At 62.7% G+C, this 22,522-nt stretch carries 6 protein-coding genes; 2 read left to right on the top strand and 4 right to left on the bottom strand.

From position 1 onward, the window contains the following. Positions 1 to 195: 195 nt before the first annotated feature. The 4 genes from FPJ27_RS15200 to FPJ27_RS15185 form a co-directional block, all read right to left on the bottom strand. Positions 196 to 435, bottom strand: a complete 240-nt coding sequence (locus tag FPJ27_RS15200) for a hypothetical protein (RefSeq protein ID WP_204421674.1) — start codon at positions 433 to 435, stop codon at positions 196 to 198. After that, on the bottom strand, positions 422 to 10,843 hold the full coding sequence (locus FPJ27_RS15195; RefSeq protein ID WP_204421673.1) for a neuraminidase-like domain-containing protein: 10,422 nt from the start codon (positions 10,841 to 10,843) through the stop codon (positions 422 to 424). The genes FPJ27_RS15200 and FPJ27_RS15195 overlap by 14 nt, the downstream gene beginning before the upstream one ends. A 229-nt stretch (positions 10,844 to 11,072) precedes the next feature. Further along, entirely contained in the window at positions 11,073 to 19,034 is a 7,962-nt protein-coding gene (locus tag FPJ27_RS15190) for a SpvB/TcaC N-terminal domain-containing protein (RefSeq protein ID WP_204421672.1), read from the bottom strand. A gap of 384 nt (positions 19,035 to 19,418) precedes the next feature. Beyond that, complete coding sequence (locus FPJ27_RS15185) at positions 19,419 to 20,393, bottom strand: glycosyltransferase (protein ID WP_204421671.1); 975 nt, start codon at positions 20,391 to 20,393, stop codon at positions 19,419 to 19,421. A 145-nt stretch (positions 20,394 to 20,538) separates the two neighbouring features. Here FPJ27_RS15185 and FPJ27_RS15180 point away from each other — a divergent pair, with 145 nt between their 5' ends. Next, positions 20,539 to 20,844, top strand: a complete 306-nt coding sequence (locus FPJ27_RS15180) for a hypothetical protein (protein WP_204421670.1) — start codon at positions 20,539 to 20,541, stop codon at positions 20,842 to 20,844. 27 nt (positions 20,845 to 20,871) lie between these two features. Continuing rightward, a complete protein-coding gene (locus tag FPJ27_RS15175; protein ID WP_204421669.1) occupies positions 20,872 to 22,521 on the top strand; it encodes an asparagine synthase C-terminal domain-containing protein in 1,650 nt (549 codons plus the stop codon). Position 22,522: the final 1 nt, after the last annotated feature.

The raw sequence follows: 22,522 nt of genomic DNA, 5'->3' as shown, positions 1-22,522 counted from the left end.
TTGGCTCAATACAACTTCCTGACTGGTGTTTCCATCGTTCCTCAACACCTCTCCGCCGAGCCCCGGCCGCCGTCGGCATGCGCTGGCTTGCGCCTTGGAGCCTGCGCGAATCGGGTAAGGTAACAGCTCGCAGGCCGACCGGACGCTTGTTTTTTTTGACCGATTACGGAGTCCAGGAGCGGTCCGACGCGAGTCTCACGCCGGCCGCTCAAGCACGGCCACGAATCCGGTTCCCTGCGCAAACAATACTTGCTTCAGCGTCAAATTTGGATGTTCATCAATCAGCTGATTGACCCGGTCCTCAAGCGCCACCAACGTCGCGCCCGTGACAAATTGGTACTTCCCTTTCTTTTGGCGGTCCGTTTCGGCGGAGTCGTGGGCGGGGTGCTTCACCTTCCCCTCTTGGATTTGCACAGTCGGCTTACGCGCAGTCATGGCAGCCTCCCTCATGAACGTCGAAAGACGAACTCGGCCGCACGGTCTCGCAACAACGTTCGGTGACTTCGTAACGGCACAGCACGAAAACCCGCTCCAGCCCGCAAATGCTATCGGCAAAGCTCAACGTCATTGTATGGTCCGGATTGCAGCTGTCCAGCGGAGCGATACGAATCTCTCCGCTGCCGTGATACAGCCCCGGCCAATCGACGGTGCTCTTGCATTCGATTTCGAACTCGTCCGGCGAACATTCGCTGTCTGGGGGGGCGACTGTCACTTCGACGAGGTGGCTGCCGCGCCTCGCCTCATGCGCGCAGGAGCACTCGTTGATGCACGAACATTCCTGCTCGCAGCAATGACTGCTGTCGAAGAGCAAGGCGACCTTGGTGACTTTGATCGACGGATCGCCTGGCAAATACGGAAACAGCCTCCTCGAGATAGGCAGCGTCATGACGCCTCCCGGATTCGCCTCATCAACGCTGTCCCTCCGCACACCGCTCTGCATCGCGCTGCGCGAGCGACGCAGCTGTTCCCACGCATCGGGAAAATCGCGATGCACGTCGAGATAGACCCATCCATTGCCGGGCAGCCTCTCCCGCATGGCCGCGCGAGCCGCATCGCGCAATGCCGTGCCGCCCTCGCGCGACGTATAGTTCAGATGCAGTATCGTGTCGGCGACCGTATCGAGATCGAAGTAGTTGCTTTCTTGCGGCAGTTCGATGCGCCAGCAGCTGACGGCGCCGGCGTATTCGAACGGCAAATGCCGATCGTCATGGAAATTCAATTCGAACAACCCCGCATCGTTGCGGCCACTCGACGTCGCAATCGCCTCGCGCGCACCATACAGCTTCGCGCCACGCGGATCGCAACATTTCGCCTCGTAATGCTCGGGCAAGGGATGACGGCAACCGCAGGCGCCCTTCGGCTTGTCATTGCAGCAATGCGTCACGGGGCAGGGTAGACACGGGTCGATACGCGTCCAGCTATGCAGGAGCGTCAGCTTGCAATGCACGCCCGTATAGGGTCCGGTTACACACGGTATTGTCACGCTGACACTTTTGAGGCGCCGCATATACTGCCCCGGATAGTCCATATCGAACATCCACTCGGGTATCTCGATTTCGCAGTAGCCGGTCAATCTGAGTTGCAGGAACTGCAATGGAAAATGCAACGCGAGCGACACATGCTTGGTGAGCTCGTACTCGCGCTGATGGCGTTGCAGATATTCCTTTTCCATCCGGTCGAGCGCGAGTTGCAGTTTGTCTCCCGCGAGCAAGCCTTCGTGCAGGCCGTTCCAGCTTTCACACGGTAGGTAATTGTGGTCGGTAAAACCGAGCTCGAAATTGAACGCCCGCTGTGCCTGCCGCACGACATGTTGCGCCAGCTCGTACATTTGCCAGTACATGGCCATGCCTTCCTTCTGTAGGTATAGCCATAGCTCGTGACTCGTAAACTTGTCGCGCAAGAGGTTCAGCCTTTCGCGCGATTGCTCGAGCGACTGCTGGTGTAGATTCAATTCGAGCAAGGTTTCGCGGGCCTTTGTCTCCGCGGCGAGGATCTGGATCTCCATCTGTTCGATCTCCAGATCGAGGACCTCGACCTGATGCACCCACTCGTCAAGCCTGCGCTGCCAGCCTGCTTGCGTCAGATCGAGCTGCGCATTGAGGCCGGCGATCTCGCCGATCTCGTTGGTAATGCGAGCGATCGTCTTGAACATGCCGGCGAGCTTGGTGCCGAGCGGAAGCCAGGTCTCTTCGCAGGGGAAGCCGACGAAAAGGTCCGGAATCAGCTCCATGGCCTCCGCCACGGCCTCGATCTCGGTTGCCGTGCTGCGCAGCCCGATCTCGTTGTTCATATTGTCCTGATAGTCGAGCTCCCCATTGATCAAGCCCACATCGATCAGTCGCTTGGTGTACCGGCGGTTCGTCTGCTGCACTTCCTTGCCCTTGCGCAGCGCCTGCACCTGCCAGTCCGCCTCGCGCCATTGCTGCTGCCGGATATCGACCGTCATATCGGCCAACTCTGTCTCGTGCCGCGCGTGCATCTGCGCCAAATACTCGCCGTCGCCGCGTTCGAATGCGCCCAGGAGCGCCGTGCCCATTTCGCGCAGACGACCCACGCATTCTCGTGCTTTCTGCATCAACACGACGAAGCGATACTGCGTGAGCGGGTGACACCAGGCGCCGTCCTCGCAACAGACGGGTTCGTCGCACGGCCGGTGGGGAGCCGGATCGCAGCAGCATGGATCCTGCCCCCAGTACTGCGAACCGTACATACCCGCCACATCCGGGTTGCGCAGACGCTTGTCGCTCAGGCAACGATGCACGAGCGAAAGGCCGTCCCGCACATGGCAATACAACTGCATCAGCCGCGGATTGAGCGGCGGGTTCAATGGCACGAACGTCGCCACGGTCCCCTTGTCTGGCCTTGACGGATTGCGCACGGTCGGTGGACAGGGGCCGAGAATGGCCGAAGCGGTGTCGAGAATTAGCCTGGCCTCTTGCGCCGACTCGCGCGAATTCTTCCGCAGCAGCGCGCGCGCCCATTCGACGAGCGTTTCCGCGTAAGCGAGCACGATCGCCCGATCGCGCGCCGTCTGTGCCGAGATCTTCGTGCTGTCGCAGCACGTGTCGAGTGCCGCACGTCCTTGGCCGGGCACCTCCACGCTGTCGACCGAGGGCAAATGCGTCGCCGGCGGCGGCTCGGCCACCGCAACGTCGGCCGGTCGCTCGACCACGTCTACCGTTCCGAGGGTGTCGCCGCCCGGCCGGCTGTCCGTGCCGCAATGCACCCACATATTGTCGGATTGCAGCGGATTACGCACGAGTTCGTACCACTTCAGCGCCGGTTCGAAATGACAACGGCAGCGCAGCACATCGGCAATGGCAATCGACGGACTGAACATCGATTCGATGAAGAGCCGCTCGCCGGGCTCGACGAAAACGAAATAGGGATAGGCCGGCAACCCGGCGGGGTAGGGACTCGCGACGGGCGTCGGATCCTGCACGAGCGGTAGCGCCACGCACTTGTCCACGGCCATGTTATAGCGGAAGCCCGGGGCGTCCGTGCCGTTGTACCCGAGAGGCGTGGGCGCAATGCCTCCGGTTACAGCGAAAGTCAGCGAGTCGTCCAGCCTCCCGACGTAGGTCAGGTCAGGCGTCGCGCCGGTAGACAGCTTGACCAGCCCACTGGAATGACGCGGCTGCTTGAATTCGCCGTTATGCACCCGGCACCACGCAAGCCGCACGGCCGATTCCGGTTTCCAGTCGAGAAGCGTCGGGATCTGCTGCGGGTCGTGCCAGTAATGGGAGATTTGTTCCGATGGGTCGTAATACTCGTCCTGGAACGGCTCATCGAATGTCTGCGCCGGCACGAGCCAGAAATAGTATTCGTCGACGAGTGGCGGATGCACGCAGCCGCATTCGGCGCAGCAACCCGGTTCGGAATGAAAGTCGCTCGGAACGAACTCCGCCTCGGCAGGCGGCACGCCACCCGCGGCAACGCGGATGAAGCGCACGCCAAGACGGATGGCCGCCTCGATCCAGAACGGTAGCTTGCCGGACGCGGTTGCCGGTGATGCGCTCGAGGCCGACGTCGCGACGACAACGCCCGCGGCATTCGTGTCCGCGATGCGAGCGATGGTGGGCGACGGTGGATTGTTCGGGCCTTGGGGCGTCCCTTGAGGCGCACCGGAGTCAGGCGCGAGCCACGAGGGCCGGGCATCGCGCTCGGACGTCCCCAGCATGCCGAGCCCTTCCCTCGGCGGTGTCAGCAAGCGCAGTGCGCAAGGCGTGCACTGTTGCAGCAGCTCGACCGCCGGATGCGATGGCGGCGGCGACGCCGCCCAGTATTCGAGGCCGCCGGGTGCGGCCAACGTCAGCGTCGAGCGGCGCAATTGATCTTCGAGAAACTGGAACGCTTCAATTCTGCGCGCTTTTTTCAGCTCGTCCCACGCGATCCAATTCTCTCGGTAGAGTGTCCGGCAGCGGCAACGCTCCCAGACCTTATAGCTGGCAAAAATATCCTTCCACAGACTCAGGAACGACGGTCCGATCGCCCAGTCTTCCAACCCCAGCCGTGCGCGCTGCACGAACGTCTGCACCGCCGTGATACCTTCTTCGATACGGCTGGCCATTTCGCAGAAGCCGGCTTCGACGTCGATGAGGAGTAGGGCGCTCAACGCATCCGGTGACTTCGCGTGACCACCCCGCGGCAGCGGCACCCGATTCATTCCGCACAAATACGCGAGCAAATGCGCTCGGGCATGCTCGCGCAGGCAATCGTTGATCTTTCGCAGATCGTCGTAGCGGCGCAGATCGGGTTCGTCGGGCTCGATCATCGCGTTTTCGACAAGGCGCACCAAATTGACATTGCCGGTTTGCGCTTCGCCGGGCACCGGAGCGCCAGGGTCGTCCGACGCCCATAAGTCCGGCCGCGCGAGGCGAATGTCATTCGGCGGGCAACGTTCGATCAGTTCGTCGATCCAGTGGTTGGCATGCCAGACCCTGACCGCCCATCGATCGTCCTTCAGGTCGTCGCTGACGATCTTGTAGACGGGTGTCGTCTGCGTCGAGAAATACGACAGCACGCAGGGTGCGTGATTCAGGTCGACGTCGAGATGGCGCAGCAGTTGAGCGGGGTCGTCGGGCTGCTTCTCGGCCGCTTCTTCGAACAACAACCAGACGGGTCTTGCACGCGCCCACGTCTTCTTTCCGCTCTCGTCTTCCCGTTCGTCCGTGGTCCGACACATTCGCGAGTAATCGAACATCCGCTCCCACCAGTCGAACAGCGCCTGCTTGCGCTGGCTGCTCGGAAGGGTGCGCTGATCCTGGCTCGCTGCCGGTGGATGATAGTAGTCGAGGAGCGGCAGCAGGTTCATGTCAAAATTGGCGGTGTGCCTGACAAAACCCGGATTGCGGTAATAGCTGATGCCCGCGAACAAGTCCGCATGCGCGAACATATAGCCTAGCTCGGACTGCCCGAACGGCTTCGTTGGATGGCCCGTGAGCGCGAAACGATGCGCGAACAGCAGCGCCTTGAACGCGCGTTGGTAAGTACGACGTATGTCGCGCAGCGTGCTCGTGTATCTCAGGTACAAGTACTCCGCAACGCTGCTGCCTTTCGGAAAGCTCATTTGGCCGATGAGCTGCTCGTCCTTGCTCGCGCAAAACAGCTTGTCGAGTGGCAGCACCACGAGTTGCCCATGCGTATCGGCGCCCGAATACTTGACTTCGAACCCGGTATGCAACGGATGCACATCGTCTTCGCCCGAAAACTGCGGTTCGTTCTGAAAAAATTCGACTTCGATGGTGTATGCGCCCGACTTCAAATGCGGTGACGAATTGCTTTCGGCGGGTTCGTCCTTCCAATGATGTGACAGCACCGCCCACGTCTTCTGCCCGCGGCTCAAGGTGACTCGCCAGCGGCGTTCCGGAATGCATTCACGCTCGTCGTCGATCTTCTCCTTGCCCGCGTTCCCGCCCGGCACGTCGGCTTCGAACTGGTAGCGGCCTTCCTCGTCGATCATCAGAACGCCATGCCACTTGATATGAAAGCCGGCGGCACCGCCCAGCTCGGTGCCGCGGCGGTTCTGAATCGCGAAACCGTTACGCACGCCGAAGAGCTTCAGTTGCTCGGGAGAAAGGCTCAAATCGAGCGCTGGCAGAATCGTAGGTAATGGCTCGTTCTTTTCGTTCTTCTCCGTATCGAACGCCCCTAGGCTCGCACGGAGCTCGCGCCAGACGAGCTCGCCGCCTTTGGTGTGAAACTCGCCCATCAATCCGGTGCCGACGAGCCCCAGCAGCGCCGCAAACGCCCCGCCAGACGGCAACGGTTTCCACACGACGTCGGGTGTTGCGCCCGAATCGGCTTCCCACGAAGTCAAACCGCGGTTCTCATCGCCGAAGAGGTGTCGCAGAATCAACCATGCCGTTTGCGTCTCGTGCGGCGACGGCGCGTCGGTGCAACCGCATAGCGTAGCGCTCGCGACGGCGCCAACATGGCCGACCAAATGCGCGGCAATCACATGGCAGCGCTTGACCATCAGCGCAAACCGCTCGCGAAACCAGTGCCAACGTCGTTCTTCGTCGTGCTCGGCAATCAAATGTTTTTCCGCCGCAGCGAAGTCGGGGAACAGCATCGCAAACGGCGCGAGGTCGACGCGCGGCATCGCATACAGGTTCTGCACCGCGTGTTGCTCGTCGGGCGTCAGGTCACGGAGGTGCACGAGTTTTTCGATCACGGCGTGATCGGTCAGTGGAAGCTGCGTATAGAGCTCGTTGGTCGCCGCGTCGAATCTGAATGGGCCTTCGGCCGGCGTATTCCACATATCGGGTGACGTCGTCATCAACGGCGTGCGGTATTGCCGATTCGTCGCCCCAACGGCAATACCGGCGCGCTCGAGCGTGCGGGGAAAGAAGTGCTTGCCGAGCGACGTCAAGTAGTCGGTGCCGCCCGGCGGCACGACATAACCGAACTCCATCTTCAACGCGCTTTCGATCCGGTGCCACGTCCAGTCGTGAATCTCGCTTTCGTCGACGGCGACTGCCAGCAGCTTCTTGCGCAGTGCATCCAGACTGTGGCCCTGCGCATGCTGTTCGTTACGCTCGTGGTTCTGTCGTGGCTCTTGCTCGGGCAGATCGAAAGGAGCGTCGAGCGATTCGTTGGCGTCCTGCAGCGGGAACGGATCGTCGCCGTCAAGATGCGGCTCTACCGAAAACAAGAACAGCAGTTCGCCGATGCCGAAACGCGAGGCGGTGATTTTCGCGAGCACCTCGGCAAACCGCAGTGTATGGGTCGGAGCGGCATGCCACGTGTCCTTCGCGACGGTCGTCGAGAATCCGGCCAGTTCCGACAGCGGATCGAGGTTTTCGACCAGTAACTTGATGAAATGGGGCGGCCGTTTCGGGCAATGATCGATGCGTGTCTGGGCATAGCGCATGATTCGATCGACAAGCTGGCGTATGGCCCAATTCCACTTTGCTGCCGGGGACGGCGCCTTCCATAGCGCGAGCAGATGCGTCCTGTCCGCGCCATGTGCGCCTTTCGTTGCCGTGCCATCGGTCAGACGCAAGCCGAACTGGTCGCGCAGAATCTGGAACGATACCAGTTGACGGATGAAATCAGGGTTGATGCTGCCGCCGATGAAAAGCTGCAGCACTTCGCAGATATCGCAAAGCTGGGTGAACGTGTAGCGCGCTCCGCATACGGCCTCAAGCTTGTGCCACAGTCGCAGGTATACCGCGAGAAACCTCAATGCATCGAGAGGATTCTTGGGGTCCTGGAAAACGATCCGGTAATGCTCGGGGCAGCAAGGCTCGCAATCCGGCAGCAATCCCGACTTGTCGCTCACGCCCGTCGCATCCGTGCCGGCAAACGCGTGGGTATTGCGCGACCCTTGCTGCTGCACGACGGTGAACCGGAAGCAGTTCGACTTTTGCAGCTCGACGAGTTCGCAATAGGTGAGGCCCGTACGCTTCAGGAATTCAGGCAACCGCAGTACGATGTCGACCCAATTAAAGCCCCCCGGGTTCGCTGCGGGGAAACCGTACAGCTCGTATAGAACCAGTTGCCCTGGCGTCGATACAAGCGCAATGTCCTGGGTGAACAGAAGCCCATACTCTTCGGGATCGATGCCGAGATACTCGATGCCGATATCGATATTGACCGGGTATCGCCATAAATGGCTTTGAAACGTTGGCGCAACGACGGTCGGGTCGAGCGCGAATTCGGTGATCTCCTTTCTGAAGCCGCGCATCGCCGCAAAACGGCACGATGAAAGCGCATCGAGGTACGCGCGGTCGACATCGAGAGACTGCGCGTACGGCAGCGCAGGTGACGAAAAATCGGTTTTCAGCGCGTCATACGCCGCTCGGTTCGCAACCGGCGTAGCCGGCGAATTGAACCCGGACAACGCGCGAAACACGCTGGCTGGCGAATGGCATTTGTCCGTATTCTCGATCACGTCGGCACACTCGTCGGCGGAGCACAGCTTATGATCGTTCAGGTGATGTTCGGCCGTGTTGTAAACGCTGCCGGTAGCCGGTGGCGCAACCAGGTTTTCGAGTTGCTCGATGACGATGTCGACGAGCGGCAGCGGCGTCATTGCGTTTGCCGCGCTCACGTCCAGCAAGCCTGGGTCATTGCGGCGGGCGGCAATTGCTGCTTCGAGCGTCGGCCTGCCTTGATCGGGTGGCGCAGCGGGCGTCGCGCAGGTCGAATTCTCCGAAAGCCGCAGCAGTTCATGCAAATACTCGACCGTGCCCGTGGGCGACAGGTAGCACGGCGGCACGCAGTTCTCCAATCCGCCGGGGTTCACCGGCTGGAATGGGCCGGGTGGCGGCGGTGCGGGAGGATTGACACCGCCTGCCGCGCTCCAGATTGCGTTGGCCTGATCGAACGCGACGGTCCCGCGCATCGCATCGGCAAAATCCGTTTGGTCCAGCCGGTTGATGTCCATCGCGCTGGTGAAGCCGCGCGCATACAATGCTTCGGCGATGGAAAACGCCAGGCTCGGCACGGGCGGCATCACATTCGATGCAACGCCGGCTAGTTGACACAAAGCGTTCAACACCGTGACGCGCTGAACGAGCCACGCCTGCGCCGATGGGTCGCCGGGCAGCGCCGTTTGCGCGGCAGCGGTCACGTTCGCCTCCACAAGTGCGCCCGCGCCGAAGGAAAAGGTGCCGCCTATCAGCGCCTGATACGCGCTGACCCAGTCGGCGATGACGTCGACCGTGGGCAAATCGAGCATCGGTGTGGCGGGCGCGGCGGCGGACGGTATTGTCGCGATCCCGAACCCGACCGCGAAGAATTTTTGGACGTGTCGAATGAATGCCGCCACACGCGCTTTAGCCGTTCCCGGCGCAGTGAAGGGCGGCAGCAGCACGACATTGGGCGGCATCCCAAACAGATTATCCCAATCCGTGGCGGACATCAGCGACAGCTGGCTCACGCTCGTCACCGGAATGGCACGAATCGCGGCGATCAACGGCGGGTGGTCGTTCGTCACAGCCGCGAGGTCGAGCGAAAGATAGGCATTCGGTTGCGCGGCGATTTCCGGTGTCCAGAACCCGACGGTATCGTCGCCAGGGTGATAGTCGCGCCAGTTGGCGGCAGACGGATACGCAAGCCAATCATTGATGAGCGGCGTGAGCGTGGCATCGACTTCGCAGTGTGGCGCGGTCGCGTCGTATTGCACGCCGGGCACGAGCGCCGCAATCCGCCGAGCCGCCTGTGCCGGATTGACGGCAAGCGAATCGCTGATCGTGCCGGCATCGACTGCCGACGTCAGCGCAGGCAGCGTACGTTCCTCGTTGTCGCGGCAGGCGAGTTGATATCGCTGCTTCGCCGACATCTGCATGGGCAGCATGACGCCGAGCGCATAGAAATACTCGGCCGGCACCGTGAATGCGGGCGTAAGGGTACCGCCGCCGCTTTGGACCAGCACGACATCGGCTCGGCTGATCGATGTGGTTGGACTCGGTACACCGGGGTTGACCGGAAAGACCAGCAACGCCATCTCGGCGTCGATGCTCATCTTTTCACAGGCCATCGCGCAACCGAGCGCAAACGTGTAGCGAGCCAGCCGATCGACGTTGGCGTTATGCGTTGCGTAATAGCTGTTCAAGTTGCCTTCGAACTGCTGCCGGTTCTGTTCGAGCTGGTTGCCGATCGTGCCGTCGTTCGGCGGATTGGTATATAACGCGCCCAGATCGTCGAATCCGGTCGTGCCACTTGCAGGTGCCGCCGGTAGCGGATCTTGCGGGCCCCAGATGATTTCATTGGCGATATGCGACGCCTGGGCGGGCGTGATGTCGGCGATGGCGGGCACGGGCCCCTGATCCGCAGCCAACACCGTTTGCACGGCGGTCTTGAGCGATTCGAAATCGGGTGCCTGGCCTTGGCTCAAATCGATTTGGGCGAGACCGGGCGACAGCGGGCGAGGGAGGGGCAGATAGATCCCGACCTCGCTGGCCGGGATGGCAGGATACGTTGCCGGCGCAGGCAACGCGCCAACGGTCACGACGTTGACGTCATAGTAGACGAGCCTGCTCGCGATCTTCGTGCCACCGCGGCTGATTTCGAGCCGGACGTCGGGCGTCACGTATTCCTTGTATCCGGCGGGCAGCGTGATCGGGATCACCGCCGTTGCTTCGGATTCGGCGTGAATCGTGAGAGGCAGCGGTGGAATCGGCGGTGTGTAATGCTGGACGATGGTCGTGCCTGGGTCGGGGATCGGTGGCGCGGTCGGCGCCACGAATGCGGCATCACCGATATGCTGGCCCATTTTGGGATCGCCGACGCTCAGATCGAAGGCCGAGATTTTCAAGCCGGTCAGAAAATCGCTGAACCGCGTGCCACCGATGGGTGTGTCCGGGTGGAGCCGGATCACGAGTATTTGCGGCATGGTCTATCTCCTCGGCACAAATCGAGCTGTCGCCCGGAGTCTTGTTTCGTCGAAGTCGACGTTGCTCAGCAGTAGCGGCTCGCATGCGCTCACCCTCCCGGCGCCGCATCGGGAGGGGTTTCAGACGTTGATTCAGCAGCACCGGTCTCGATATGAACGCCGAGAACTGGTTTCATACATGTCCGTTCGCCAATCTGTATCAATCGGGATGCGAGAAATAGCCGACGTTTCAATCCGGATTCGCGCTCGCTTTTCGCTTCACGACATTCAAATATTTTCCTTTCAAACTTTCCGTTTTGATCGAGTTTCCCTGTTGCGTGAATCGATGCCAGCCAATGTCGCTATGGCGCCACGGCGTCGATTTTCGCTGGTCGGCGCCGTATGATGTGACACCTTCGCTGCCGAAGACTTCGAGGCCGGTAATTTTTGCGAGTCGATAAGCGAAGGTATCCTCAATCGGTCCGGTCCATGTGGACTGACCGACATGCGTACCTTCCTTACCGCCAGCGGTTCTGCACCCTGCCAGGACAATCGTCGCGGCCTCGTCGAACACGATCTTCTTGGCGTTGATCAATTTTTCCAAGTCCGCTAGTTTGGCCCCGCGCTGGGCGTCGAGCGTGGTCCCGGGGGCCGGTTTGTCGGTGTACAGGCCGGCGCCAGGTCCTTCACCGCCCACGCCAAAGGGCGTGCCATGGTGCAGGATCACGAGTTCCTTGATCGCCCCAGCGTTCTGGAGTGCATCGAGTAACGCTTTGCCTGAATCGACTTTCACGACGTCATAGCCCGCGGCTTTCAGCGCGCGCTCAGACGCCTCATACTCGGATTGCGACTGATTATAAGCACTCCACTCCTTCTTGTTTGCTTCGTATGCTTTCAAATCGGAAGCGTATTTCTTTTTCGCTGCCTCATACGTTTTCATGCTTTCCGAGAATTCTTTCTCGGCTTTATTCTTATCTTTTTCGTATTGCGCCTTCTCTTTGTCTGAAGCTTTCTTTCCGGGAGCTTTGACCTTCGTCTTATGCGGCTTGACGGGTTCCTTGGGTTTGGGGAGTTCCTTTCCCGCCGGCCTGGATTCATTGTGCATGACGATGGCGAGTTTTTTGCCGCTCTGGCCGTCAGGATCGACGAAGCCCGTCGGATTATCGAAGCAGTATGGGTAGAGGTTGGGACCTTCCTCCACGCCTGCCGGATCGCAGGCCGTCCATCGCCCGAGCCACGGCGCGTAGTACCTCGCCCCGTGGTCATACAACCCGCTTTCCTCATCCCGCTCCTTCCCCGTATACCGATACCGCTTCGCCGTCTCCGTCTGGCTGCGCACCGCCTGATAAGTCGAACTGCCGTAGGGCGCGTATTCCTCGTAAGAGATGATCTGCGCCTGCTCGTCCAGTTCCACGTAACTCGACCCCAGGTGATTGCCGAACTGGTAGCGGACGAGTTGTCGTGGCGCCGGGTCGTCGCCCGCCGTGTCGAGCGTACGCGTCTCCACCAAGGCAATGCGTTGCTTGTCGTCCATCACGTGCAGCGTCGTGCGCTCGAGCGTGGCGGTGTTGGTACCGATGGAACCGCCGTGCCTGCGGAATATCTCGAAACCGCCGAGGTAGATGCGCTCTTCGGTGAGACCCGGCGCCTTCTCCCACACCTTGCGCACGCGCTGGCCTGAGGCGTCATGCACGTAGTAGGCCGTGCCGCCGCCCCCCAGATTGACCTGTCGCAATTGATCCTTGGAGTCCCAGTGCATGTTCGGCCCAGGCAGGCCGCCGCCCAGGTGCGGCATGCGCAGCATGTTGCCGTGGGCATCGTGCAGATAACTTTCCGGCTGCGGCGTGTTGCCTGCCGGGTTCAGCGTCGTGCGGGTCAGGCGGTTGCCGGCCTTGAGCAGCGCTGCGCCGTGACCGTCCTCGATCAGGCTTGGATCAAGGTAGTCGTAGGCGCGCGTCCAGCCCGCATTTGCCGGACCGCTGCCGCGGTGCTGCATCTGCAGGAAGTTGCCGACAGCGTCGTACACGTAGCGCTCGATGTACGTCCCCATCGCATTGCCGTCGTTGGGGGCGAAGCGTCCCGCCGCGTCGGCACTGACGAGGCCCACGCGGCCGGCGTCATTGTGCGAATGGGCGATGGGGGGGCCGCCCCGGCCCAGGTGTTCGCGGCCAGTGGCTTGGATCAGCCGGTATAGGGCGTCATAGACGTAGTCGTTGCTCGGCTCGACGCGCTTGTTCCTGAAGTAGATCGTCTGCTGCGCGTCGTCCTGGATATGGGTGATGTTGCCGACCGGGTCGTAGGTGTAGTACAGCTTCTGCACTTGCTTGCCCGGCCAGCCGGCAACGGACGGCCGTGGATCGTCGCCGGGGAAGTCCGCCGCCTTGCGCTTGGTCAGCAGTTGATCAAGTCGGAAGGTGAGCGGGTCGTAGCGATAGAAGGTACTGGTGCCGTTCTTGTAGTCGATGCGCAGGCGCTGGCCTTTGGCGTCATAGTCGATGTTGGCGACGCCCACCGGCGATGGGGCTTCGTTGGCGGTGTCCAACAGTTCGACGGGTTCTGCCGCGCGCTCCAGCCACACGTCCACCCGTTCCAGCAGGTTGGCCTCGTTGAACACCGGCTGGATGACGTTGAACTGGCCGCGTCCCAGACTGCTGTGCGGCGGGATGGACTGGACCGGGCGGTCGAGTGCGTCGTAGCGGGTGCTGCCCTCGAAGCATTCGTCGTCCAGCTTGGGATTCCGCTGCCAGTCGGGGATCGCGATGTAATCGCTGACCAGCCGCCGCGTGCCGTGCAGCAGGTTGCCCTTGAAGTCGAAAGCCTGGGTCGGGTTGCCATCGACATCGAGCCGCGCGTTGATTGCCACGCCCGCGGAATCGGCGTGCCGATAGATGCGGGTGCGCAGGTTGAGCACTTCGGCGTTCGGCAGTGTCTCGCCGTACTCGATCTTGTCGACCAGGATGTCGAGGTCGAGCGTGCGTGGGTCGGACTCGCTGGTCGTGCCGCGCACGGTTTGCGCCGTCGGGCGGCGCAGCGCGTCGTAGCGGGTGGTGAAGTCATGGCCGCGGCTGTCCCAGGCGCGGATGGGTTTGCCGGCCACGTCGTTGAGCATCCAGCGTGCACCGGCCTCCATGCTGAGCTGGTGGATGCGGTTGCTCAGCATGTCATAGGCGTCACGCATGACGATGCGGCCGAGCGCGTCGCCGGCCTGCTGGATGGCATCGCGCACGGCGCGCTGGTTGCCTTCGATGTCGAGCTCGATGCGGGTGGCGAAACTTTCTTCGCTGCCGTCGAGGTCGTGGCCGGGGCAAACGACGCGGTTGCGCACCACGGTCATGAAGGGGCGGCCCAGCACATCGAAATGGGTCGTGTGAGGTGTGTCGGCATGTACTTCGGCGCGCAAGGCGGCGTTGCGTTCGTCCACGCCCATGGCACCGTCCATTCGCTGCGCGCGCCAGGTCTGCCAAGTGGCCGGTTGGGTCCTGAAGTATTCGGCGACGTAGCCGCTGATGTCGGCGTCGGTGCGCGGGTCGCCGGTCTGCACGTTGCGCGGCGCGCACGTGTCGTTGACGTCGTAGGTGGTCTGCTGCCACGGGTCGAACACCACCTTCCCATAGGTGTGGTTCGGGTGCAGCGTGGCGATGACGCGCTCGGCCGGGTCGTAGAACAGCACTGGGCTGACGCCGATGCTGACCGCGAACTCGAAGCGGTGGGTGTCGGTGAAGAAGGGCTCGAACTGGCGAACCGGCTTGCCCTTGTTGTTGAAAACCGTCCAGCCACTGCCGGCCCAGCTCGGGCTCACGTCATTCGGTGTCGTCACGGGCTGACCATTCGCGCCGATGACGATCCTGCCGGTAGCGTCACGCTGGGGCACCGGACCGGGTTCGGCTTGGATCTTCTTCTGGATCTCGCGCCCGAAACCGTCGGAGTACGAAAAGCTGAGCTGGATCTTCAGGCCCTGCGGCGGCAGCGGTGCGCTGACATGCGTTTCGCGGGCGAGCGTGGCAGCGCAGGCCGGCTGCCACTGATCCGGATTGTTGGGGTAGGCCTGGCGAGTACGACGGAAGCGGTCCAGGTCGTAGACGATGCGAGTGGTCGCATCTTTCAGCAGCCCTACAGCGGCGGCATGCGGATCGTCCGCATCGAAGTAGCCGTCGAGCTGAGCTTGCGTGAGGTTTGCAACGAAGCCGGCGAGCGTGTCGCCTTCCACCGGCGCGGGCGCCGGTTTGCCCATGACCGCGGTGCCTGCCACCATGCCCAGCGTATCGAACGCGACTTCGGTCTGGTTCCAGTTCGGGTCGCTGACCAGACGCGGCTGCAGGACGCGATAGTCGTTGGCGTGGACGGTCACGCGGTTGCCAAGGGCATCGCGGGTCTGCGTCATCAGCAGGTCGTGGGCGTCGAAGTCGACGAAAGCGTGCTGGCCGAACGGGTCGCGGTAGCGGCGCGCCAAGAAGAAGTGGTCCCGGGCGTGCGCCAGTTCGGTAGAGGCGCTGTCGGCGGGATTCGCGCTGTAGAAGGATTGCCCCGAGGGCACCCACCAGCGATCATCCGCATCGCTCGCCGGGAAGCGGCCATCCGCCTTGAGCATCCGGCTTCGCAGGTAACCGCCCCGGTTGCCGGCCTGGCCACCCAGCACCGCCTCGGGATCGGGAAGCAGGGGCTCGTCGGCCTGCCCCTGGCGGGGACGCCGGAAGACCTGGTTGAGCAAGCCGTCGGTGCAGGAAAGCTTGTAGCTTTCGCCGGGCAAGGCACGCGGTTGCAGCTCGCCAAGCGGCAGGAGGCCGCTGAGGTCGTCGCGCCGATAAAGCGTGCGTCGCGCTTCGATAGGGCGACGGCGCCGGCTCCCGGCGGCAGTGGCCTCGTAACCGACTTCCGGGGCGGTGAACTTGTGACGCAGGCGGCCGGGAGCGGCGGGATCGGGCTCGACGAAATCGGCGGCCCGGTAGCGACCGGCCGGGCCGGTGGCCGTGTAGCCCGTCAGCTCGAAAGTGATCGCCTCGCAGGACAACGGATTGCGATGGGCGTCGGACGATCCGATGGCGTTGGTGACGCAGTTCTCCGTGTAGGTGAGCAGCGCCGTTGTCTGGCGGTCGCGATCCCATTGCGTCCCCAGCGGCGAGATCCGGCGTCCATAGCCGATTGCGGCCTGCTTGAGTACGTTGCCGAAGTCGTCGACTTCCAGAGTCAGCGCGTGCTGGATGCGCGGATCTGCTGGATTGCGCTCGTAGTGATAACTTAGCGCCTCGTTCACGTGGCTGAAAAAGACCGCGTGGAGGTTCGCGCCGCGTTTCTGCAGGGCGCGGATGGTGAAGTTCTGCTCGGTGACGGTGTAGGGCGTGCGGGCGCGCTGGATCTGTTGTGGCGTCGCGCCAGGGTGATCCGCGTCGTCGGCGTAGACCTCCTGGCGCAGCATGGAGCCTTTGAGGGCACGGCAAGCCTCGCGCGCTTCGTCCGGCGTCAGGTCCGCCGGGACAGTGGAGTCATCGAGCAAGAGCGGCCGCGCGGCTTCGACGGTCAGTCCGGGCTCCCGGAAATACTCGCTTTCGAGGTGGCGCGAGAGGCGTTCGCAACCGAGGGAGACGCCGGTATGGAACCAGGTCTTGGTGTGCACTGGCGGCACATGCGATGCAGCGGCGACGTTGTCTGCCAGGGCGCTGCCGTCGGCGACGGCGGCGAACTGTTCCGTGTCCCATTGCTCCACCATGCCGAAGCCGCGGAACTCGCGCTCCTCGCCGTCGAAATAGCCATGGTGGTAGGCGTAGCGCGTGGCGAAGTGGTTACGGCTGATGTGGTCGTAGGTATCCACGCGCTCGACCACGTGCACCGGGAAGGGCAGCCGGGTGATCCACGGTTTGCCGTCGCGCTTGTCCTGCAGGTAGAACTGGGTCGAGGGGGCGTAAGCGACGTGCGTTTGCGCGCCAAGGTTGTTGACGATCTTGACCAGCAGATGGGCCTTGAGGCCACCCATCAGGTTGACATAGCGCATCGGCCGTCGCGCCTCGCCCGGCAACGGGGAGGACCAGACCAGGCAGGCAGTGCCGTTGCCGAGCAGGTCGGTCGGGACGATGCTTGCGAGGTCATCGATGCGTGGAAACACCTTCAGCGTGTGCGGCTGGCTCCAGCCGTTGCCGGACTGGTTGAAGTACAGGCGCACGCCGTCGCGGTGGAGATAGATGATGTCGGTGGTGCCACTGCCGTCGATGTCGGCCAGGAGAATACGCGCGTGGTCGAACTGGTCCGGGTTGTCGAACCAGGGCGCGTTGTCCATCGTGACCTTGGCGCCGAAACGGCCATAGCCCAGGTTGGGCCAGTAGCAGGCTTCGCCGTTGCGAATGCGGCAGAGGTCGGTGAGGCCGTCGCCGGAGAGGTCGGCCAGGTAGATGGACTGGGTGCCGTCGGCAAAGACGATGCGCGGGCCTCTTTCCTCGTCCCATTCCTGTGCAACGCGGCGGGCGGGGCTGAAGCCCTCGTCGGCGAGTGACGCATGCCAGACGAAGGCGTCGTCTTCGGTGATGAGCACGTCGGCGCGGCCATCGCCGTCCAGATCGACGAACTTGAGGTTCGGGTCGCGCGGGTCGAAGTTCGGGTGCGAGGTGAACGGGCGGAAGGGCTGCCAGCCCTCTGCGTCGTCATGCTCGTACAAGCCGGGGACGGGGCCGTCCATGACGACGACGTCGGGCTGGCCGTCGCCCGCGAGGTCCATGAAATCCGCCCCGCTGCTCAGGGCCACATTGGGCTTGAGCGCGACGTTTTCGAGCGGCGCGAACGCTGCCGTGCTGGTCAGCGGGCTCAAGTTGCGCTTGTAAAACCAGGCATCGGCCTGCTCGGTGAGGATGCCGGGGATACCTTCGCCGTGCAGATCAGTCCAACGGTAGGCGCTGCCGTCTACGCCAATGGGAAGATTGTCGAGACTCGACGGATCGACTTCCTCGACGGTCTCCTGCACGGTGGGCTTGCTGTATTCGAACTGTACCGGCGGCAGGCTGCGACTGTCGTAGCTGCCATTGTGGCGGCGATAGCCGGTCTGCGCGACGGCTTCCAAAAAAGTGTAGACGGGATCGAGGGCATCGGTGAGGTCGACTTCGTCCGGGTAAGTGAAGTCGGTCGAGCGCACGAGGCAATTGCGCTCGACGCCGACTTCGCCTGGAAAATGGTGGAACATCAGGACGTGTTGGCAGAGCCGATAGGTACGAACCTCAAACCCGGCGCGATAAGAGGAGAACGGATCCGGTCGCGAGGGCCAATGCGCTGCGTTGTAGGGGGCCGGCGCTTTGGCGTCGTGTTCGCCGTAGTCGAAGACCACCTCGAAGTGCCACGCATCGCTGCCGTCAGGCGCGCCGGCATCCGGAGGTTCCGGCCAGGCCGCGTCGGCCTTCAATTCTGGAAAGTAGGGCGAGCGATTGCCGTAACGAATGCGCTTCAGATAACGCTGCGCTGAACGGGACTGATGGGTGCGGTTACGTTCGTGGGCCTTGGGCAGGTTGGTCCCGGCCGAATCCCCGAAAACGTTCGCCGAGTCCTCCGCCTTGTAGCCGTAGACGACGACGTTGCCCTTGTCATCGTGACTTTGGCAGATCAGCCAACTGAAGATGCGGCTTGGGTCTGCAGGATCCGCAATACGGCTATCGGCCGTCTTCCCGTACCAAGCGGTGATGTTGTCATGCGTGATGGACCGCCAGAACACATCGGTCGCGTCAGTCGTGTTTGTCCATCGCTCGATGTGCGCAAACAGGCCCTCGATGCGCGGTCGATAGCGACGGATGCGAAAGATCTGGCCATTTACCGTTCTGGGGGGAAGCTCTTCTCGCCCCCATTGTCCATTGGAATCCTGCACCAGGACAGGCACCAGGTCTTCCGCGCCGGAAACGATGAAAACGTCCGAATCGACCGCGTCGCAATACTGCGGCAAACCCTTGTCGGTCTTGCGCGTGACCGACGGCAGGGAAAGGCTCCAGCCGAAACCGAACGGGCCGTTCCCGGCGCCGGAGTCGTAAGAGAGTGACAGTTGAGGTCCGAAACCGGAACGGCCTGGGCTGGTGGCGATCGGCACCGACATCGATCCCGTGCCGGTCACCGGATTGGCGGCGAACTTCTCGCCAATGCCGCGGATGGCGCCGCCGCCTTTGGGAAGCGTTATTGTAGGCGTGCCGACACCGCGGGTATTGGCTGTCGCACGCCGATCGTCTTCACTGTGCCCCTGAAGATTGGCCACGATCCCACCTTTACGATCGTCGATGTTTTTGTGGCGCTAAGGCCATCGGCGATACGTGCGACTTGGTTATATCCTCGTTAAAGGCAAACGGGCAACGGATTGTGTTCGAGGAATGTTGTCCAGTTATAGTTGAAAAATGTCGTTTCCAGCAAGAAGCTAGCACTCGCAATCCGGGTGGTGAAACCACGACATGAAAGCTTCACCTGTTCGCCATGATTTTTCGTCACGCCGCATTCTCGCTGGCTCAGGCCCCGGCCGTTTTACTTATCCGACTGTCCGAGTTTGCGAGGCCATCTCTCTGGGCCGAGTGTTGGCGTCGAACGACCTTCGATGAGTGGATTGAATTTGCGGGGCGACTCGATATCGTGCAGGCATGAACGCACGCTACCGTGCCTGCATCCGCTCGCGGATCCAGCGCAGACGCTCGCGCGGATAGGGCCCGTAACAGCTCTCGTCGACGAACAGCGCCTGCGCGATCCCGGGCAGCCGCTTGTTCAGCGCTTTTTCGAACCAGCCGATGGCAAGATCGGCGCGCCCCATGCCGAGCGCGACGTCACCCAGCACGCAGCACGCGTCGGCAAGGGCGGGATCGAGGCGATATGCGGCCATCGCATAGCGGCGGGATGCCTCGAGGTCGCGCATCAACAGCGCACAGGCGGCGGCACCCAGCACGGCTGCGTAGCGCCCCCCCTGGAACTCCGCCTGCCGCCAATAGCGCAGATAGAGGGGAATGGCCTCGGCGTGGCGCATTGCGAGCCTCAGGGCGCGCGCGTGATAGAACACTGCGCGCAAATCGTCGGGATCGTCTCGCAATGCCAACGCGCAAAGACGTAGATCGCGCTCGACCGCCGATTCCTTACCCGTCTTGTCTGGCTGGTTGGTGAGCGTGGCGCAGTCCGTCCGGCAGGTTGGTTCCCGCAGCGCGATCCATTCGTGCACGATCCCGTGCCACATCGACCACGGCTGCTTCCGGAACACTCTCGGTAAATACCAGCGCGTGCCGCCCGACAGGATCACCAGCTCGATCGCCTGCAAATCGCGCCTGCGGATCAAGCGCCGCCACTCGACGCGATCGTGTATCGAAAGCACCTCGTCAGCATCGATCGACAGGACCCAGCCATCGCGCACCATCGCCAGCGCCGCGTTGCGCGCGGCGGCAAAGTCGATCAATCTGCCGTGCGCGTCCGCGAGAGACGGCATCACCTGTACGCGGGCGCCGAATTGCCGCGCGAGATCGACTGTCTCGTCGGTGGAACCGCTATCGACGACGCTGCATGCATCGACCCATGGCGTCAGGGACGTCAGGCACCGCGCCAATACGCGGGCTTCGTTGTGGACGATCAGGCAGGCGGTCAGCATTGCTTGAGTTATGCGAAATAACGTAATTTCAAGTTATATCTCCTATAATCGTTGCACGCAGTCATCGTGCGATGATTACCTTGATATTGCGGCGCGTCGTGTGTTGACCGGGGTTCCCTCCACATCGTCATGGAAAGGAGCAGACGTGGCAACTACCAAGAAATCCAACAAAGTTTCCGCCGTTAAATCCACCGGGCCCGCCGCCAAGCGCGGCAAAAGGGCACTAACCATTTCCATCGATCTCGAGGCGCTTGAACAGCTCTACAAGCGGCGCTATGAAATCACGCTGGATGGTGGAGACACGAAAGGCGGATCGATCCGGCGCGCCGACGGCGATACGAAAGGCGGCATCATCATCCGGCCCGGTGAGGAGCGCATCAAGACAGCTGCGAAAAAGGCCGCGGCGAAAAAAACCGCTGCGAAGAAGCGTTCCGCGAAAGCCAAGACCTGACCCGGCGCGCGCAAGCACCTCCTGTCGATGCAAGGCGTTGCGGCGTTAACCGACGCGGGCTGCGCCGCGCTGCGTGCGCGTGCACGGGACACTGCGCCGATCGGCTGCGGGCAGACCGACTGGCGCCTCGACTCGCGTGATGAACGCATCGCCTGGGGGGCGGCATTGCCGGTCGACGAAGACGTCGACGTCTCGCGTGACGAACAAGATGCGCTGATCGTCCGGCGCGGATTGCGCGCGCGTCGCCCGCTCTATTTTTGCGTGGAGCGCGACAGGGTCGAATGGGATCAGGATCCGCTGAGGCTGGTCCGGACGCTCGGGATCGAGTGCGAACCCGACGCCGGCTCGCTGCTGCACCTACTGTGGCGCGGCCGGCCGAGGGCGGGGCATGCGCTCCTGAACGGCATCCGGGCGCTGCAGGTCGGCGAGGCACTGATCTGCGCACCGGGTGCGCCGCCTGTCGTCCGGCGCTTCGCGTGGCCCCTTCAAATCGCTTCGGTATCGCACGATCCGTCCTGCGTTCAGGAAGAGGTGCTGTCGCGTCTTCGCGCGTCCGTCGATCGCGTCGCCGACGCGGCGCGCGACATCGCGCTGTTCCTTTCCGGCGGCCTCGACTCGGGATTGCTTGCTGCGCTCCTGCGCGAGCGCCATGCCGTCACCGGCTATACGATCGCCTTCGACGACGACTACGGTCTCAACGAAACCGACTACGCGGCTGGGGTGGCGCGCATCACCGGCATCCGCCACCGGATCGTCCATCTTGACGTCGATCATGCCCGGCAACTGCTGGATCGCGTCCTGGCCGCCCCGTTGCCGCTCACGGCGCCCGCCGCCGTGACCCATGCGGCGCTGATCGAGGCGACCGTCGCGGACGGACACGCCGTTGCGGTTTCCGGCCTGGGCGCGGACGAATGCTTCGGCGGCTACCACAAGCCCCTGACGTGTCTCGCGGCGCAGATGCATCATCAGCGCCGGCTCGGTGTCGACCTTCCCGGTTTGTACAACCTGCCGACCGCGCGCCTGCTTGGTCTCGACGACGTGTTGTTCCTCGGCATTGCGGAATTCTTTTCCCTCGACGAGATGCGGCGCCTGAGCCGGGATCCGCAGGCCGTCGACGGGTTGCTCGCGGACGACGTCGCGTTCTATCGGCAGTTGCTCGCGGTCAAACCCGGGGCGCTGCCGACGGAGGCGATGTCCGCGCACGAGTATGTGTTCCGGATCGGCGAGTTGCTGCTGCCGGCGCTCGCGGACAATGCGCTCATGCACGGCACGCACCTCGATTTCCCGTTCCTGCGCGAGGATGTCTACGGCTGGGCGTCGGCGATCGATCCCGGCCTGAGCTACTGGTACGAGGCGGATGCCTGGTGGGCCAAGCGCCTGCTGCGTCAGGTCGCCGCCCGTTACTTGCCGCCGGAGCTCGTGATGCGCAAGCGGCAAGTCCTGCTCGCGCCGATCGCGCATTGGCTGCTGGACGTGCGGTTTCGCACCCGGGTCCTCGATGAGGTCGCCGACTCCGATCTGTGGAGAATCGCACCGCTGACCACGCGATTCCGGACCACCTTGCTGTCGAGGCTGCGCACCTATGACCATGTCGGAGACGACGGCCGGTGGCACGAACAGCTATGGGCGATCCTGGTTCTGTGTGGCTGGATCAATCGCTATTCGGCATCGAGATAGG

Origin of the sequence: Burkholderia sp. MS455 (assembly GCF_016899445.1) — a bacterium.
GTDB lineage: Bacteria > Pseudomonadota > Gammaproteobacteria > Burkholderiales > Burkholderiaceae > Burkholderia > Burkholderia pyrrocinia_C.
This window is presented reverse-complemented; position numbering and strand designations above follow the sequence as displayed.

Coding starts and splice junctions, on each gene's coding strand:
- FPJ27_RS15200 (WP_204421674.1), bottom strand. CDS start 435: ATGACTGCGCGTAAGCCGACTGTGCAAATCCAAGAGGGGAAGGTGAAG.
- FPJ27_RS15195 (WP_204421673.1), bottom strand. CDS start 10,843: ATGCCGCAAATACTCGTGATCCGGCTCCACCCGGACACACCCATCGGT.
- FPJ27_RS15185 (WP_204421671.1), bottom strand. CDS start 20,393: ATGCTGACCGCCTGCCTGATCGTCCACAACGAAGCCCGCGTATTGGCG.
- FPJ27_RS15175 (WP_204421669.1), top strand. CDS start 20,872: ATGCAAGGCGTTGCGGCGTTAACCGACGCGGGCTGCGCCGCGCTGCGT.